The following is a 16,346-nucleotide window of genomic DNA, read 5'->3' as shown; positions in this document are numbered from 1 at the left end:
GTCAGTCAGTCCGCGCTCGCCCACTCGACGAACGCACCGCCCCCGGTCGCGCATCCCCCGCGACTGCGACGCATCTGCGGAAACTGGTGGTTGCCTAGCATGGACGGCAACGTAACGATATCCAACCTCGAGAAGGTGTACGACGACGGCGGCGAGCGTACGACCGCCGTCGAGGACCTCTCCTTCGACATCGACGGCGGCGAGTTCGTCAGCGTCGTCGGGCCCTCCGGCTGCGGGAAGAGCACCCTCCTGTACCTCGTCGCCGGCTTCCTCGACGAGACCTCGGGCACCATCGAGGTCGACGGCACGCCCATCGACGGCCCCGGCACCGACCGCGGCGTCGTCTTCCAGGACTACGCGCTGTTCCCGTGGCGGACCGTCATGGAGAACGTCACCTACGGCCTCGAGGAACAGGACATGGGCAAGGAAGAGCGCCGCTCGACCGCCCAGAAGTACATCGACATGATGGACCTCACGGGCTTCGAGGACAACTACCCGAAGGAGCTCTCCGGCGGGATGAAACAGCGCGTCGGGCTCGCGCGCACGCTCGCCTACGACCCGAAGATTCTGCTGATGGACGAGCCGTTCGGCGCGCTCGACCAGCCGCTGCGCGAGGACCTCCAGGACCAGCTCATCGACATCTGGGGCGACCTCAACAAGACCGTCATCTTCGTCACCCACGACGTCGAGGAGGCCGTCTACCTCTCGGACACCGTGATGGTGATGACTCGCCACCCCGGCACGAAGAAGACCGTCACCGAGGTCGACCTCGACCACTCGAAAACACGGGCGGACATCATCACGAGCGACGAGTTCAACGAGACGAAGAACCAGGTCTGGAAGTCGTTACGGGAGGAGACCCAACCGGAGGTGCAACCGTAGCCGTGAGCAACGCCACGGTCCGCTCGTTCGAGAACGTCCCGGGGCCGCTCCAGCGCGCCGGCAGGTTCGTCTTCGACTGGATTCCGCTCGTCATCCTCACGCTCCTCTGGGAGTACGCCAGCGGCACCGTCGTCCCCGCGGAAGTGCTGCCGTCGCCGACTATCGTCGCCGGCGAGATTCAGACGCTCATCGTGGAAGGGACGATGTACTCGCACCTGTTCGTCTCGCTGTACCGAATCGGCGTCGGTCTCGCACTCTCCATCGGCATCGGCGTGCTGCTCGGCATCGGGATGGCGCGGCTCGACCCCGTCGAGAACTTCTTCGAGGTCCTGCTCGCGCTCACCTACCCGATTCCGAAGACCGCGCTGGTGCCGCTCGCGATTCTCTGGCTCGGCGTCGGCACCCAGACCGCGATTCTCATCGTGTTCCTCGCGTGCCTGCTGCCCATCGTGATGAACGCGTACAACGCCGCCGAGAACGTCGACCAGAACCTCGTGTGGGCGGCGAAGATGATGGGGACGGAGGGCCGCCGGCTGTTCGTCAAGGTCGTCATTCCCGCCACTGTCCCCGAGATCATGACCGGCATTCGGCAGGCGGTCCCCATCGCGTTCATCGCGCTGGTGAGCGCGGAGCTCATCGCCTCCGACCAGGGCATCGGCTACCTCATCCTGACCGCCGGACAGATCGGTAACTACGCGACGATGTTCGCGAACATCGTCGTCATCTCCGCGGTGGCGTACTTCGCCGTCCGCGGGTTCGAACTGCTCCGTGAACGGGTGTTAGTATGGACGTGACCAGCCCCCGCGAGTTCGACGCGTCGGTCGTCGTCGACGTCCTCAAATCGGTGTACTCGCTGGTCATCCTCCTCGTGCTCTGGGAGGTCGTCACCCAGCTGGGGATGATCCACTACTACTTCCTGCCGCCGCTGTCGGACGTGCTCGCGCGGTTCTACGAGCTCACGGCGAACGGCGAGATGCTGGAGAACGCGTACCTCACGCTGAAGCGCGCGTTCGTCGGGCTCGCGCTCGCCATCGTCTTCGGCGTCACCGTGGGCGTGCTGAGCGCGCGGAACCGCTTCGCGGACTGGTTCTTCGACCCGATCATCAAGATCGGCTACCCGGTGCCGATCATCGCGCTCATCCCGGTGTTCATGCTGTGGTTCGGCATCGGCGACATGTCGAAGATCATCATGGTCGCGGTGGGGACGTTCTGGCCCATCGCGGTGAACGCCCGGGAGTCGACCAAGCAGGTCGAGAAGAACCTCGTGTGGGCGGCGCGCATGATGGGGACCAGTGACACGCGGCTGCTGTGGCGGGTCGTCCTGCCCGCTGCGGCGCCCGGCATCGTCACCGGCATCCAGATCGCGCTGCCGCTGTCGCTGATCATCACGTTCGTCTTCGAGATGATCGCGGGCGGCGGCGGCCTCGGCGCGCTCGAGATCGAGGGCGTGCGGTCGTTCCAGTCGACGCAGACGTACGCCGCCATCATCGCCATCATGCTCGTCGGCCTGTTCCTCGACAGGTTGCTGCGGGCAGCGCGCGGCCGGCTGCTGCGCTGGACGTAGGCGGCTTCTTCCTCTCGGCGTTCGCGAAAAGTGAGTCGGGCCGAAACCGGCTGTGCCTCGCGTTAGTTGCTGGACGGGACGTACTCGTTGGTGGCGTACTCGGTGACGTCGAAGCTCTCTTCGAGGAAGCCCATCTCGACGAGCTCGTCCATCGTGGCCTGGAGGCGGTCCATGTCGATGTTGATGTTCTGGCGGTAGTAGTCGTCGTTCGTCAGGAAGAACCCGTCGACGACCTCCTCCGGGAGCTCGAAGTGCTCGGCGGCCATCGAGACGACCTCCGAGCGGTTGTCGTAGCTGTACTCGACGAGCTGCGCGAGGTCCTCGCCGAACAGCTCGATGGCGTCGGACTTGTTGTCGAGAGAGTCGTTGGACGCGACCGTGTACGCGAACGGGTACGCCTCGTCCCAGAGGTCCTGACTGGTGATGACTTCGTTGAACCCCTCGGCGCGCGCGCCGCCCGCGAACAGCGCCGGGTAGATGCCGACGTCGACGCGGCCGTCGTTGATGGCCGACGTGATCGACGGGAACGGGATCTCGACGATCTCGGCGTCGTTGTCGGGGTCGAGGCCGGCGTCGGTGAGCGCCTTCTGGACGACCGCGTGAACGCCCGTCCCCTGGGAGTTCATCGCGATGTTCGCGCCTTCCAGGTCTGCTGCCTCGGTGATGCCCGTGTCCGGCCCGGAGAACAGCGTGAAGCCGTACCACTCGGGGTGGGCGTCCCAGAAGTCCGTCGCGATCATCGAGATGTTCCCGGGGACCGCCTCCTCGCGGACCGCGGACCCGTAGCTCACTGTGGTGAGCAGCGCGAGGTCGACCTCGCCGGCCGCCATCGCGTTCAGCGAGTCCGGCGTGCTCTCGTTGCGCGTGACGCTGAGTTCGTAGCCGTCGCCGGCGTTTGGCATCTCGTCGCGGATCGCCTCGATGTCGAACAGCGACCCGAGGTTCTCGACCGGGACGGTGAACGCCAGCGAGAGGTCCGACGCGCCGCCGCCACCGCCGCCACCGAGACAGCCTGTCACTCCCGTGAGTCCGACCGCCGCGGCTGCGGCGGTGCCACTCTTCAGAAACGTGCGCCTGTTAGTGCTCGTGCGTGCCATCGTACCATCCACCACGCTCAAGTTACAAAAAGATACATGTATATATCGTATCCTATAGTTTCGTCGAGAACGAAAGAGGAGTCGGGTCTGCCGGGCTCTACTCGTTGTTCACGTAGACGACGCCGTCCTCGACGACGACCTCGTACGTCGGGACGACGTACCGGTCGTCCCCGATGTGCTCGCCCGTCTCGATGTCGAACGACCAGCCGTGCCACGGGCACGAGATGATGCACTGGTCGTCGCTGTAGTGCTGGTCGACGCGCTCGCCGGAGCCGCCCCACTCGCCGACGAGCCGCGGCTCGACTTTCCCCTTGCAGACCGGGCCGCCGTCGTGGGGGCACTCGTTGCGCATCGCGAAGAAGTCGCCGTCGGCCTTGACGACGCCGACCTCCGCGCGCCCGACCTGCACGATCTCCGCGTCGCCGTCGTCGAAGTCGGCGGCGGGACCGACCTCGACGCGCTCCTCGGCGCTCACAGGTCGAACACCTCCACGGCGTTCTGCCCGAGAATGTTCTTCCTGTCCTCGTCGCTGAGCATCGGGAGGTCCGTGATGACGCTCGGGCTGTCGAAGTCCCAGTGCGGGTAGTCGGAGGCGTACAGCATGTTCTCCGTGCCGACCATGTCGAAGCAGAGTTCGAGGAGGTCGTTCCGCGCGGAGATCTCCAGGGGCTGTGTGCCGAAGTAGAAGTCCGTGATGTAGTCGCCGGGCTTCTTCTCCAGCAGCGGCGCCTCCTCGGAGCGCTTGAGGTACTCCTCGTTGATGCGGCTGACCAGCCCCGGGATGTACGTCACGCCGGACTCCATGAACACGATTTCGAGGTCCGGGAACTTCTCCGCGACGCCCTGGCACGCCACGCTCACGATCTGGGACATGTTCGATTCGAGGAAGCCCAGCGTGTGCGTCTCGATCATGTCCTGGTAGCCCGCGCGGACGTAGTCGTCCAGCCCGGAGCCGCCGGTGTGGTAGACGACCGGGTAGCCCTCCTCCTCGCAGCGCTCGTAGATGGGGTCGTACTTGCGGTTGCCCAGCGGCGGACTCGCGCCGGCGGTCACCATCACGACGCCCTTGAACGCCTCTTCGTCCTCGATCCGGTCGAGAACGTCCAGCGACGCGTCGATGTCTTGGTACGGCATCGGCGCCAGCCCGTAGATGCCCTCGTCCGGGTCGAGGACTTCTTCGAGCATGTACTCGATGTACCCCTTCACGAACGCCTCGACGCGGCGGTCGTCGGCGCTGACGCCGCCCATCGCCAGAATCAGGTGCGAGATTTGGAGCGTCTCGTCGATGTCGAGGTGGTCCATCCCCTCGACGACGTCCGCCTTCTCGTCGCCGCCGTCGGGGTACTCGGAGAACTCCCGCTCGATCTTCCCGTAGTTGAAGCGGTTCCCCGTAGACGCCGGGAAGAACGCCGCGAGGTTCTGCTTGACGCCGGTGCCGCCCCAGCCGCTCTTCTGGAACTTCGTCTTCCAGGGCTCGGGCATGTACGGCGCGACCTGCGTGAAGGTGTCCGCGTAGTGCCAGTCGCAGTCGACGACGCGGTGCTCGCTGGGGTCGATCATCCGCTGACCACCGCCGTATGAACGGGTAGCATGGGTGTGGAGTAGAGACGGTTTATAATAAATCTTTAGCCAAGTTCTCGCGACGGCGGCCGAATTTGTTCGCTGCCGACGGCCGCCGGGAGTGCCGGCCGCGCCCACCCACTAATTTATTTATCCCCCTTCACAACACGTTACTCGTCGAATGACCGAGAACGAACCAACCGACCACCCAGCCAACGCTGCCGTCAGCGCTGGCGACCCCCGGTTCCTCACGCAGGACGACCTCGCGGTCGACACCCACCAGATCGTGGGGCCGGACGGGTCGTACGACGCCGACGACGTCCCCGACCTCGACGCCGAGCAGTTCCGTGACCTCTACCGCTGGATGGTCACCGACCGCGTGTTCAGCCGACGCATGGTGAGCATCCAGCGTCGCGGCGAACTCGGGACCTTCGGGTCCACCCGCGGCCAGGAGGCCAGCATCATCGGGAGCGCGTACACGCTCCGGCCCGAGGACTGGCTGTACGTCGGGCGCGCGTGGACGCCGATGTTCATGCGCGGCGCCTCGATGGAGGACATGATCCTGTTCTGGCGCGGCATCGAGGAGGGCCAGCAGGCGTTCGCCGAGCAGAACTCCCAGGTCGCCATCTCTATCGGCTCGCACCTTCCGCTGGTTACAGGTCTCGCGTGGGGGATGGACATCCGCGGCGACGACGCCATCGCCACCGCCTATCTCGGCGACGGCGCGACCTCCACGGGCGCCGCCCACGAGGCCATCAACTTCGCGGGCGCGCTCGGCGTGCCGGCGCTGTTCTTCTGTCAGAACAACCAGTACGCCATCTCCCTGTCCGCGGACGAACAGACCGCCGCGAACACGCTCGCGCAGAAGGCCCTCGCCTACGGCATGGACGCCATCCGCGTCGACGGCCAGGACGTCCTCGCCGTCTACGACGCCGTCTCGGAGGCCCGCGAGCGCGTCCGCGAGGGCGAGCCCGTCTTCGTGGAGTCCGTCACGTACCGGCTGGACGCCCACACCACGAGCGACGACCCGACGCGCTACCGGAGCGACGACGAGGTCGACGCGTGGGAGGAGAACGACCCGCTGGAGCGCTACCGCGAGTTCCTGAAAGCCGAGGGGCTCTGGGAGGACATCGACCACGACGCCATCGTGGCGGACATCGAGGCGGAGTTCGACGCCGCGCTGGAGGCCGCCAACGAGTTCGCGGAGCGCGAGATCGTGGAGATCTTCGCGCACGTCTACGAGGAGATGCCGCCGGAGCTCCAGCGCCAGTACGAGGAGTTCGTGGACCTCCTCGACCGCCGCCCGGAGCTGTACGACTACATCGAGCAGCGACCCAAGGGGTGACTCATGCAGGCAACCATCGTAGAAGCAGTCAACGACGCATTGCACACGGAGATGGCGGCCGACGACGACGTGGTCGTCTTCGGCGAGGACGTCGCCGAGAGCGGCGGGGTGTTCCGCGCGACCGACGAGCTCTTAGCGGAGTTCGGCGGCGACCGCGTGGTCGACACGCCGCTGTCGGAGATCGCCATCGTCGGCGCCGCGACGGGGCTGGCGATGTACGGTCTGCGGCCGGTCGCCGAGATCCAGTTCTCGGGGTTCCTGCCGCCGGCGTTCGACCAGCTCGTGACGAACGCGAGCCGGATCAGGTGGCGCACCCGCGGCGAGCTCACGGCGCCGATGGTCGTGCGGATGCCGTACGGCGCCGGCGTGCGCGCGCTCGAACACCACTCCGAGAGCATGGAGGGCGCGTACGCCCACATCCCCGGCCTGAAGGTGGTCGCGCCGAGCACGCCTCACGACACGAAGGGGCTGTTGCTCGCGTCGATCCGGGACCCCGACCCCGTGCTGTTCATGGAACCCAAGCGCATCTACCGGTCGTTCCGCGAGGAGGTCCCCGAGGAGGACTACGAGGTCCCGCTCGGCGAGGCCGCCGTCCGGCGCGAGGGCGAGGACGTCACGGTGATTAGCTGGGGGTCGATGATGCCCGCGACGCTGGAAGCGGTCGACGAACTCGACGCCGACGCGGAGGTCGTCGACCTGCGTACGATCTCGCCGCTGGACACCGAAACGGTCGTGGAGTCCGTCAAAAAGACGGGGCGCGCAGTGGTCGTCCACGAGGGCCCGCGGAGCAACGGCGTGGGCGGGGACGTCGTCGCGCGCATCAACGACGAGGCGCTGATGTACCTCGAAGCCCCCGTCGAGCGCGTCACGGGCTTCGACACGCCCGTACCGCTGCTGTCGATGGAGGACTACTACTTCCCGCACCCGCCGCGCATCCTCGACGCCATCGAGCGCGCGCTCTCCGCCTGAACTCCTACCAGTTCTTAGACAGACGGAAATACTGAAAGGGACAGCCGACGCGTACAGGGTATGGCCGAGCAGACGTTCGAGCTACCGGACCTCGGTGAGGGTATCGCTGAAGGCGAACTCGTCTCCTGGCTCGTCAAGGTCGGCGAGACGGTCGAAGCCGACCAGACGATCGCCGAAGTCGAGACCGACAAGGCGCTCGTGGAGGTGCCGTCCCCGTACGACGGCACCGTCGAAGAGTTCCACGCCGAGGAGGGCGAGACGGTGCCCGTCGACTCCGTCATCGTCACTTTCGACGTGGAGGGCGCACCGGACGACGAGGGAGCAGCCGAGGCCGAAACCGAAGCCGGAGGCGAGGACGACGTGGAGTCCGCCGTCGAGAAGGTCGACGACGAGGCGGGCGACGAATCGGACGAGCGCGTGTTCGCGTCGCCGAGCACGCGAACGCTCGCGCGCGAACTCGACGTCGACCTCGCGGACGTGTCGGGCAGCGGTCCCGGCGGCCGCGTCACGGCCGCCGACGTGCGCGCGTACGCCGAATCCGGCGGGACGCCCGAGCCCGCGGAGCCCGCCGCAGCAGAACGAGGGGAGTCGACGGACGAGGAGCCGGTCGTCGTGGAGAGCGGCGACGGGTCCCGCGACCGGACGCTCGCGATGCCCGCGACCCGCCGGCTCGCCCGCGAGGAGGGCGTCGACCTCAACGACGTGCCCGCGAGCGAGGAGCGCGACGGGGAGGCGTTCGTCACGCCCGAGGACGTCCGGGCGTACGTCGAATCCGACGGCGAGGCTGCCGCTGGCTCGACCGCGAGCGAGGCTGCGTCTGGGGCGTCGTCGGGCGAGCGCGTGCCGTACAGCGGCATTCGGAAGACCATCGGCGAGCAGATGGCGCGCTCGAAGTACACCGCGCCCCACGTCGCCCACCACGACGAGTTCGACGCCGCCGACCTCGTCGCCGTCCGCGAGGAGCTCCGCGGCCCGGCCGAGGCGGAGGGCGTGAACCTCACGTACCTGCCGTTCGTCGTGAAGGCGGTGACGCGCGCGCTCCAGGAGTTCCCGTACCTGAACGCCAGCCTCGACGAGGACGCCGAGGAGATCGTCCTCCACGACGAGTACAACATCGGCATCGCGGTGGCGACCGACGCGGGCCTCATGGTCCCGGTCGTGAAACACGCCGACCAGAAGAGCCTCGTCGAGCTCGCCGCGGAAATCGACGACCTCGCGACTCGCGCGCGAAACCGCGAGCTCGCCCGCTCGGAGATGCAGGGCGGGACGTTCACCATCACGAACATCGGCGTCATCGGCGGCGAGTTCTCCGCGCCCATCATCAACCACCCCGAGGCCGCGATCCTCGCGATGGGCCCCGTCGAGAAGCGCCCGTGGGTCGTCGACGACGAGGTCGTCGCCCGCGAGACGATGCGGCTGTCGATGTCCCTCGACCACCGGCTGGTCGACGGCGCGGAGGCCGCGCAGTTCACGAACCGCGTGCAGGAGCTGCTCGGGCACCCCGCGCGCCTGCTGCTGTAGCTCGGGGAACACGGGGACTTTTAGCGGGGGGCTGCGAAGCGAGTGGTATGGTAATGGGCGACATAGCGACTGGCACAGACGTCCTCGTCGTCGGCGGCGGGCCGGGCGGCTACGTCGCGGCGATCCGCGCCGCGCAGCACGGCCTCGACGCGACGCTCGTGGAGCGCGACGCGTACGGCGGGACGTGCCTGAACTACGGCTGCATCCCCTCGAAGGCGTTCATCACGGCGACGGACCTCGCGCACGAGGCGGACAACGCCGAGGCGATGGGCGTCCGCGCGGAGACGGAAGTCGACATGGCCGCCATGGCCGACTGGAAGGACGACGTCGTCGACCAGCTCACGAGCGGCGTCGAGAAGCTCTGCAAGGCCAACGGCGTCAACCTCGTGGAGGGCACCGCGGCGTTCGAGGACGAGCACACCGCGCGCATCGCCCACGGCGGCAGCGGACAGGGGATGGAGACCATCGAGTTCGAGCACGCCATCGTCGCGACCGGCTCCCGGCCGATCGAGGTTCCGGGCTTCGAGTACGCCGACGACGCCGTCTGGTCGTCGAAGGACGCGCTCGCGACCGACGAAGTCCCCGAGGAACTGGTCGTCGTGGGTGCGGGCTACATCGGGATGGAGCTCTCGACGACGTTCGCGAAAGCCGGGGCCGACGTCACGGTCGTGGAGATGCTCGACGACGTGCTCCCGGCCTACCCCGCGGACCTCACGGACGTCGTGAAGTCCCGCGCCGAGGACCTCGGCATCGACTTCCAGTTCGGCGAGGGCGCCGCCGGCTGGGAGGGCGAGGACGGCGACCTCACCGTCACCACCGAAACTGAAGCCGGTGAGGAGTCGACGTACGACGCGGCGAAGGTGCTCGTGGCGGTCGGCCGCGAGCCCGTCACGGACACCCTCGAACTGGACGCCATCGGACTCGAACCGAACGAGCAGGGCTTCCTCGAGACGGACGACCGGGCGCGGACGGACGTCGAGAACGTCTTCGCCGTCGGCGACGTGGCGGGCGAGCCGATGCTCGCGCACAAGGCCAGCCACGAGGGGATCGTCGCGGCGGAGGTCGCGGCGGGCGAACCCACGGCGCTGGACTACCAGGCCGTCCCGAAAGTGGTGTTCACGGACCCCGAAATCGCGACCGCCGGGCTGACCGAAGCGGAGGCCGCAGAGGCCGGTTTCGACCCAGTCGTCGGCGAGATGCCGTTCCGCGCGAACGGCCGGTCGCTGACGACGGGCAACGACGACGGCTTCGTGCGGATTATCGCCGGCGGCGACGCCGGGTTCGTGCTCGGCGCGCAGATCGTCGGCCCGGAAGCCAGCGAACTCGTCGCGGAGGTCACGCTCGCGATCGAAATGGGCGCGACGCTGGCGGACGTCGCCTCGACGATTCACGCCCACCCGACGCTCTCGGAGGCCGTGATGGAGGCCGCCGAGCACGCCCAGGGGCAGGCGATTCACACGCTCAATCGGTAGGCCCCGCCGCGAGTTCGTATTTCCCGAACGCTTTTCTCGGTGCCGCCGCTCTACCACGTATGGGACAGGAGAACACGGGACCGAAATCCCGCGTGAAGACGGCCGAACGGACGTTCGAGCTCGTGGAGTTCCTGAAGGACGCCGACGGCGCGACGCTGGCGGAGGCCACCGAGGCCGTCAACCTCCCGAAGAGCAGCGTCCACAACTACCTGAAGACCCTCGAACACCGCGGCTACGTCGTGGAGACCGACGGCGTCTACGAGGTCGGGCTGCGCTTCCTCGACCTGGGCGCGTTCGCGCGCACCAAGGTCCCGCTGTACCCGGTCGCCGAGCCCGAACTCGAGACGGTCGCCGAGGAGACCGGGGAGCTCGCGAACCTCCTCGTCGAGCAGGACGGCCGCGGCACGTTCGTCTACCGGAAGAAGGGCGAGAGCGCCGTGAAGATCGACTCCTACAACGGCCAGCAGATTCTCCTGCACACGACCGCCATCGGGAAGGCGATCCTCGCGAACCTCCCGGAGGACCGCGTGGAAGCGATCCTCGACCGCCACGGCCTCCCCGCGAAGACCGACCGCACGATCACGGACCGCGAGGCGCTCTACGAGGAGCTCGAGGAGATTCGCGCGGAGGGGTTCGCCTACGACCACGAGGAGCGCATCCGCGGGCTGAACTGCGTCGCGACGCCGGTGTTCCACGGCGACGAGGTGGCGGGCGCCATCAGCGTCACGGGACCGACGAGCCGGATGTCCGAGGACCGCATCGAGGGCGAGCTCAAACAGCAGCTCCGGAACGCCAAGAACGTCGTCGAGCTCAACCTCTCGCACTCGTAGCTACTCGCGAAATCCGACCGAGGATTACCGAAATGCGAACAACGAACGATGTGAGTCGGCGTTTCTGAAGTAACAACGTGAAATTTGATGACGGAATGGGTTAAAAACTTATCCGGAGGCGCGGTAATTCGTATTTCGGAAACGGGTATCGGGCGGAACGCACCCCCTCAGCTCGCGGGCTGGACGGCTCCGAGTAGTCGTTCCGCCGCTCCGCAGTCTTGCGTTCTCCGAATCGGAATCTTTCGCGGAATCACTACGGGAAGGCAGACCACCCCGATCAGAGCGGCGTTCGAGCCGCCAGACACGATTCGTATTATACGAATCAAAATCCCAGAACCACAGATGAGGATAACAGAGTTACTTTTGTTATTTTATGCCGGCCGTGTTCACACACGCGAAGAGGAGACGATAATCCAATCGAGGGCGACTATCGACGCCGATCGTACAGTTTCTACGGAGTGAATCGGACAAACACCGAAGCAACGGTTGACAATAACAAACATGGTTCCTGTCGTTGTTCGGAGATGACGGGCGATTTTTCTCGGGCTGGGGCGTGACGAGCCGGAGCGGCGTTTTCGAGGGAAGAGACTGTATTTGACGTGGACAAACGCAGATGGGTCGGTGCGACGCGCGATCAGACGACGGGTCAGGCGTAGCCGTCGCCGGTCTGGAGGTTGACCTCGATGATGTTCGCGTACTCCTTGACCATTCTCGGAAGCTCCTCGGTGAACCGCTCGCCCTCCATCCGGCTCGCGGGCGCGGAGATGCTGAGTCCGCCCAGCACCTCGCCGTCCGGACCCACGATGGGGCTGCCGACGGCGCGAATCCCGAGCAGGTCCTCCTCGTCGTTGACGGCGTAGCCGCGCTCGCGAACGCGTTCGAGTTCCGCCTCGAACTCCTCGCGGTCGGTGATCGTGTGGCGAGTCCGTTCCGGCAGCCCGTGCTGGTCGAGTAGCGCGTCTAGCTCGTCCTCGTCGAACTCCGAGAGGATGGCCTTCCCGACCGCCGAGTAGTGGAGGTGCCGTCCCATCTGCTCGCGGTTCTTCATGAAGAGTTCGCGGCCGACCGCTCGCTCGCCGAACGACTCGTACAGCGGCGACTCCATGCCGTTCTCCTCGGTGTGGAGGTGGACGCACTCCCCGGTCTTCATCGCGAGCTCGTCGACCTCGCTCTTCGCGGCGCGGTACAGCGGCCGGCTGTTCCGGACGTACTCGCCGAACGTGAGGAACTGCTGGCCGAGCGCGTAGCTGTCCCCGCGGTGCTCGACGAACCCGTGCTCGCGCAGCGTCGCGAGGTGGGTGTGGAGCGCGCCCTTCGAGAGCTCGACTTCGTCGGCCAGCTCCGAGAGCGTCGCGCCGTCGAGGCGGCGGAGCTCCTCGAGGACGCCGATGGCGCGGTCCACCGACGTTATCGTCCGCCGCTCCGTGTCGTCCGTTGCCATACACGTTCGTTCGCGGGCAGCGACATATACTTTTTGACGCACTCAAACGGAGCGCGATATTTTCGACTGGCCGGCGTCCGTCTGGCTGGAAGCAAGACTTATACGTCGTTTCCACGCTTTCCGTGTATGGACCGGGAGACAGCCGAGCCGACAGTCACAGAACCGTCCGGCGAGGCGGCCCGCGAGTGGATCGCCGCCCACCGCGAGGTCGCCGCGCCGAGCGAACACTCCCACGAGTTCGTCTGGGACGTCACCGCCGACGCCGAGGGCCCGTTCGTCACGGACCTCGACGGGAACGTGCTGATGGACTTCACGTGCCACATCGGCGCCGCGCCGCTCGGGTACAACAACCCCAAAATCATGGACGAGCTCCGGGAGTTCGACCTCGTCGACCCGCTGAAGATCGCAGGTCAGGACTTCTACTTCGGGAGCGGCACGGTCGACGACCCGGAGTTCCCGGGGTCGACACAGCTCATGCAGAAGCTCACCGAGGTGTCGAGCCAGTACGGCCTCGACACCGTCTTCCTCTCGAACTCCGGCGCGGAGGCCATCGAGAACGCGATGAAGGCGGCCTACGACGCCTGCGAGGCCCCGAAGTACGGCATCACGTTCACGGGCGCGTTCCACGGCCGCACGCTCGGCACGCTGTCGCTGACGCGCTCGGGCAGCGTCTACACCCGGAAGTACCCCGAGATCGCGAGCGTCCGCGAGGTGCCGTTCTGCGCGTGCGACGGCGACTGCACCTGCGGCTTCTGGGCGGGCGACGAGTCCCGGCTCGAAGCGATGCTCGGCCCGAACGGCCACATCGACCCGCGCGAGGTGGCGTTCCTCGTGCTCGAACCGATTCAGGGCGTCGGCGGCTACCGCTTCCCGAACGAGGACTTCGCCCGCGAGGTCGGGCGCGTCTCCGAGGAGTACGACATCCCGCTCATCGTCGACGAGATTCAGACCGGCGTCGGGCGCTCCGGGTCGATGTGGGCCTCGGACCACTACCCCTTCGAGCCGGACTTCATCACGTCCGCGAAGGCCCTCAGGGTCGGTGCAACGGTCGGGAAGTCGGAGCTGTTCCCCGAGGAGAAGAATCGCTTAGGCTCGACGTGGGGCGGCGGCGACATCGTCTCCGCGATGCAGGGCGTGTTCACGCTCGAAGCCATCGAGGAGTACGACCTCATGGAGAACGCCGAGGTACGCGGCGGCCAGCTCGCCGACCGGCTCGTCGACGCCGACCACGCGTGCGTCGAGGACGTCCGGAACCTCGGGCTGCTCGTCGCCGTCGACTTCGACACCAGGGAGCGCCGGAACGACGTGGTCGCGGCGGCCTTAGACCGCGGGCTGCTCACGCTCGGCTGCGGGCACAAGACGCTGCGCCTGCTCCCGCCGCTGGACGTCACCGAGCGAGAGGTCGACCTCGGCGCGTCGCTGCTGAACGAGGCCGTCGCGGAGGTCGACGATGAGTGACGCGCCCGACGTGGTCGTGTTGCGCGAAGGCACCGAGGGCCTCGGGATGGCCGAGTACGCCGACGCCATCCGCGAGCGCCTCCCGGACGCGGACGTCCGGCACGCCCGCACGCCCCACGAGGAGCGCGAGCTCGTCGAGAATGCGCCAGTCGTCACGGGCGTCGACATCGACGAGGACGTTCTGGACGCCGCCGGAGAACTGGAGCTGTTCGCCTGCGCGTTCGCCGGCACCGGCCACCTCCCCAACGAGGCGCTGGAGGCGGCGGGCGTCACGGTCACGAACGCGGGCGGGATTCACGCGCCCGGCATCGCCGAGCAGGCAATCGGGAACATCCTCGCGTTCGCCCGGAACCTCCACGAGGGATGGCGGCGCAAGCAGCACCGCGAGTGGCGGCACTTCCAGTCCTACGAGCTGACGGACTCGACGGTCACCATCGTCGGCCTCGGCTCCATCGGGCAGGCGCTCGCTCAGCGCCTCCAGGGCTTCGAGGTTGACACCATCGGCGTGCGGTACACGCCCGAGAAGGGCGGCCCCACGGACGAGGTCATCGGGTTCGAGGACCGCGCGTTCCACGACGCGCTCGCACGGACCGACTACCTCGTCGTCGCGTGCCCGCTCACCGACCTCACGCGCGGGCTGATTGCCGAGGCGGAGATCGCGACGCTTCCCCCGCACGCGGTCGTCGTGAACACGGCGCGCGGGCCGATTGTCGACACCGACGCCATCGTGGACGCCCTCCAGACGGAGAGCCTGCGCGGCGTCGCCCTCGACGTCACCGACCCCGAGCCCCTGCCCGAGGACCACGTGCTCTGGACGCTGGAGAACGCGCTCATCACGCCGCACACGGGCGGCCACACGCCGAAGCACTGGGACCGCCTCGCGGACATCCTCGCGCACAACTACGACGCGCTGGAGTCCGGCGCGGCCCTCGAAAACGTCGTGTTGCGCCCCTAGACGACGAAGAGGTCGCGGCCGAAGTCCGCGAGCGTCTCCGCGCCGTTCTCCGTGATGTGGATGGTCTCGCTGATCTCGACGCCGAAGTCGTCGAACCAGATGCCGGGAATCACGTGGAACGTCATCCCGGGTTCGAGCACGGTGTCGTCCTCGGGCCGCAGGCTGACCGTGTGCTCGCCCCAGTCCGGCGGGTAGCCGACGCCCGTGGAGTAGCCGAGCCGCGAATCCTTCTCGATGCCGTGCTTCGCGATGGACTCGCTCCAGACGGCTTCGGCCTCGGCCGCGGTCATCCCGGGCTGAATCCGGTCGAGCGTGGTTTCGAGGCCCTCGATGACGACTTCGGCGGTCTCGGCCATCTCCGGGGAGGGCTCGCCGACGGTGAGCGTGCGCGCCATCGGGCAGTGGTAGCGGTGCTTGCAGCCCGCGAGCTCCACGATGACGGGGTCACCCTCCTCGAACTCGCGGTCCGACCACGAGAGGTGCGGGGTGCCCGTGTAGTCCCCGGAGGGCATCAGCGGGACGATAGCGGGGTAGTCGCCGCCGAACTCCTCGGTGCCGCCGATGAGGCCCTCGTAGATGGCGGCCGCGGCGTCGGACTCGCGGACGCCCTCCGCGATGGTGTCGACGGCGGCCTGCATCCCCGTCTCCGCGAGCTCCGCGGCCTGCCGCATGTAGTCGAGTTCCGCGTCGGACTTCTTCAGGCGTACTTGGTTCACGAGCAGCGTCGCGTCCTGCACGTCGGCCTCGGGGAGCTGGTCGGTGAGCCGAGCGTGCGAGCGCGCCGTGTAGTAGTACGCGTCCATCTCCACACCGAGTGTACGGTCGTCGTAACCGTACTCCTCGATGACGGCGGCGACGTAGTCCATCGGGTGCTTGTCGTGGGGGGACTGGACGTAATCGTCCGTGTACGAGAGCACGTGCTCGTCGTCCATCCACGTCGTCACCTCCGCGGACTTGGCGTCCATCTCGCGGCCCACCCACACGGGGTCGTGGTCGAGCGTGACGAGCACGCCCTGGTGGACGTAGAACGACCACGACTCGTAGCCCGTGAGGTAGTTCATGTTCGCCGGGTCGGTGACGAGGACGGCGTCGAGACCCGCCTCGCGCATCCGCTCGCGGGTCCGCTCGACACGTCGTGTGTACTCGCTGGTCGGGAACGGAGCTAGCTCGCTCATCTGTCTCACTCGAATCTCGCGGACTGTTCGCATAAACTTTGCCCGCGGGCCCGCCGTGATTGTCGTTACCAAGCTAT

15 protein-coding genes are annotated in these 16,346 nt (G+C 67.2%); 10 read left to right on the top strand and 5 right to left on the bottom strand.

The genetic code is table 11. The features are described from left to right. Window positions 1–99 precede the first annotated feature (99 nt). The 3 genes from G9C83_RS14485 to G9C83_RS14475 are packed head-to-tail and all read left to right on the top strand — an operon-like array spanning window position 100 to window position 2,446. Window positions 100–882, top strand: a complete 783-nt coding sequence (locus G9C83_RS14485; RefSeq protein ID WP_167247131.1) for an ABC transporter ATP-binding protein — start codon at window positions 100–102, stop codon at window positions 880–882. Window positions 883–884: 2 nt separating this feature from the next. Further along, window positions 885–1,676, top strand: a complete 792-nt coding sequence (locus G9C83_RS16080) for an ABC transporter permease (RefSeq protein WP_167247129.1) — start codon at window positions 885–887, stop codon at window positions 1,674–1,676. Further along, window positions 1,667–2,446 (top strand): ABC transporter permease, encoded by a 780-nt coding sequence (locus tag G9C83_RS14475; protein ID WP_167247127.1) that lies wholly within the window; start codon window positions 1,667–1,669, stop codon window positions 2,444–2,446. Before G9C83_RS16080 ends, G9C83_RS14475 begins: the two co-directional genes overlap by 10 nt. 62 nt (window positions 2,447–2,508) lie before the next feature. On the opposite strand, the gene G9C83_RS14470 is transcribed toward G9C83_RS14475, so the two are convergent. The 3 genes from G9C83_RS14470 to G9C83_RS14460 all read right to left on the bottom strand — a co-directional run bounded on the left by G9C83_RS14470 (window position 2,509) and on the right by G9C83_RS14460 (window position 5,103). Continuing rightward, entirely contained in the window at window positions 2,509–3,543 is a 1,035-nt protein-coding gene (locus tag G9C83_RS14470; RefSeq protein WP_167247125.1) for an ABC transporter substrate-binding protein, read from the bottom strand. A gap of 97 nt (window positions 3,544–3,640) precedes the next feature. After that, entirely contained in the window at window positions 3,641–4,018 is a 378-nt protein-coding gene (locus G9C83_RS14465; protein WP_167247123.1) for a Rieske 2Fe-2S domain-containing protein, read from the bottom strand. Then, window positions 4,015–5,103, bottom strand: a complete 1,089-nt coding sequence (locus G9C83_RS14460; RefSeq protein WP_167247121.1) for an amidohydrolase family protein — start codon at window positions 5,101–5,103, stop codon at window positions 4,015–4,017. Before G9C83_RS14460 ends, G9C83_RS14465 begins: the two co-directional genes overlap by 4 nt. A 181-nt stretch (window positions 5,104–5,284) precedes the next feature. Here G9C83_RS14460 and G9C83_RS14455 point away from each other — a divergent pair, with 181 nt between their 5' ends. The 5 genes from G9C83_RS14455 to G9C83_RS14435 are packed head-to-tail and all read left to right on the top strand — an operon-like array spanning window position 5,285 to window position 11,240. Further along, entirely contained in the window at window positions 5,285–6,448 is a 1,164-nt protein-coding gene (locus tag G9C83_RS14455) for a thiamine pyrophosphate-dependent enzyme (protein ID WP_167247119.1), read from the top strand. Between the two features lie 3 nt (window positions 6,449–6,451). Then, on the top strand, window positions 6,452–7,417 hold the full coding sequence (locus G9C83_RS14450) for an alpha-ketoacid dehydrogenase subunit beta (protein ID WP_167247117.1): 966 nt from the start codon (window positions 6,452–6,454) through the stop codon (window positions 7,415–7,417). Between the two features lie 60 nt (window positions 7,418–7,477). Further along, window positions 7,478–8,938 carry a 2-oxo acid dehydrogenase subunit E2 gene (locus G9C83_RS14445; RefSeq protein WP_167247115.1) on the top strand — a complete coding sequence of 487 codons (1,461 nt, stop codon included), beginning with the start codon at window positions 7,478–7,480 and terminating at the stop codon, window positions 8,936–8,938. A gap of 47 nt (window positions 8,939–8,985) precedes the next feature. Beyond that, a complete protein-coding gene (gene lpdA, locus G9C83_RS14440) occupies window positions 8,986–10,410 on the top strand; it encodes a dihydrolipoyl dehydrogenase (protein ID WP_167247113.1) in 1,425 nt (474 codons plus the stop codon). 59 nt (window positions 10,411–10,469) lie between these two features. Then, complete coding sequence (locus G9C83_RS14435) at window positions 10,470–11,240, top strand: IclR family transcriptional regulator (protein ID WP_167247111.1); 771 nt, start codon at window positions 10,470–10,472, stop codon at window positions 11,238–11,240. Between the two features lie 646 nt (window positions 11,241–11,886). Here G9C83_RS14435 and G9C83_RS14430 read toward each other — a convergent pair. Next, the gene (locus G9C83_RS14430) at window positions 11,887–12,681 is read right to left on the bottom strand and encodes an IclR family transcriptional regulator (protein ID WP_167247109.1); all 795 of its coding nucleotides are present in this window, start codon (window positions 12,679–12,681) and stop codon (window positions 11,887–11,889) included. 126 nt (window positions 12,682–12,807) lie between these two features. On the opposite strand from G9C83_RS14430, the gene G9C83_RS14425 reads away from it, so the two are divergent. Continuing rightward, on the top strand, window positions 12,808–14,139 hold the full coding sequence (locus tag G9C83_RS14425; RefSeq protein ID WP_167247107.1) for an aminotransferase class III-fold pyridoxal phosphate-dependent enzyme: 1,332 nt from the start codon (window positions 12,808–12,810) through the stop codon (window positions 14,137–14,139). Then, complete coding sequence (locus G9C83_RS14420) at window positions 14,132–15,094, top strand: D-2-hydroxyacid dehydrogenase (protein WP_167247105.1); 963 nt, start codon at window positions 14,132–14,134, stop codon at window positions 15,092–15,094. The genes G9C83_RS14425 and G9C83_RS14420 overlap by 8 nt, the downstream gene beginning before the upstream one ends. Here the strand turns inward: G9C83_RS14420 and G9C83_RS14415 are convergent. Continuing rightward, window positions 15,091–16,269, bottom strand: coding sequence for a M24 family metallopeptidase (locus G9C83_RS14415; protein WP_167247103.1), 1,179 nt, complete (start codon window positions 16,267–16,269; stop codon window positions 15,091–15,093). The genes G9C83_RS14420 and G9C83_RS14415 overlap by 4 nt on opposite strands. Window positions 16,270–16,346 lie beyond the last annotated feature (77 nt).

Origin of the sequence: Halobacterium sp. R2-5, from assembly GCF_011734195.1 — an archaeon.
Lineage (GTDB): Archaea > Halobacteriota > Halobacteria > Halobacteriales > Halobacteriaceae > Halobacterium.
The sequence above is the reverse complement of the archived record's forward strand: the minus strand, read 5'-3'. Positions and strand labels throughout refer to the sequence as shown.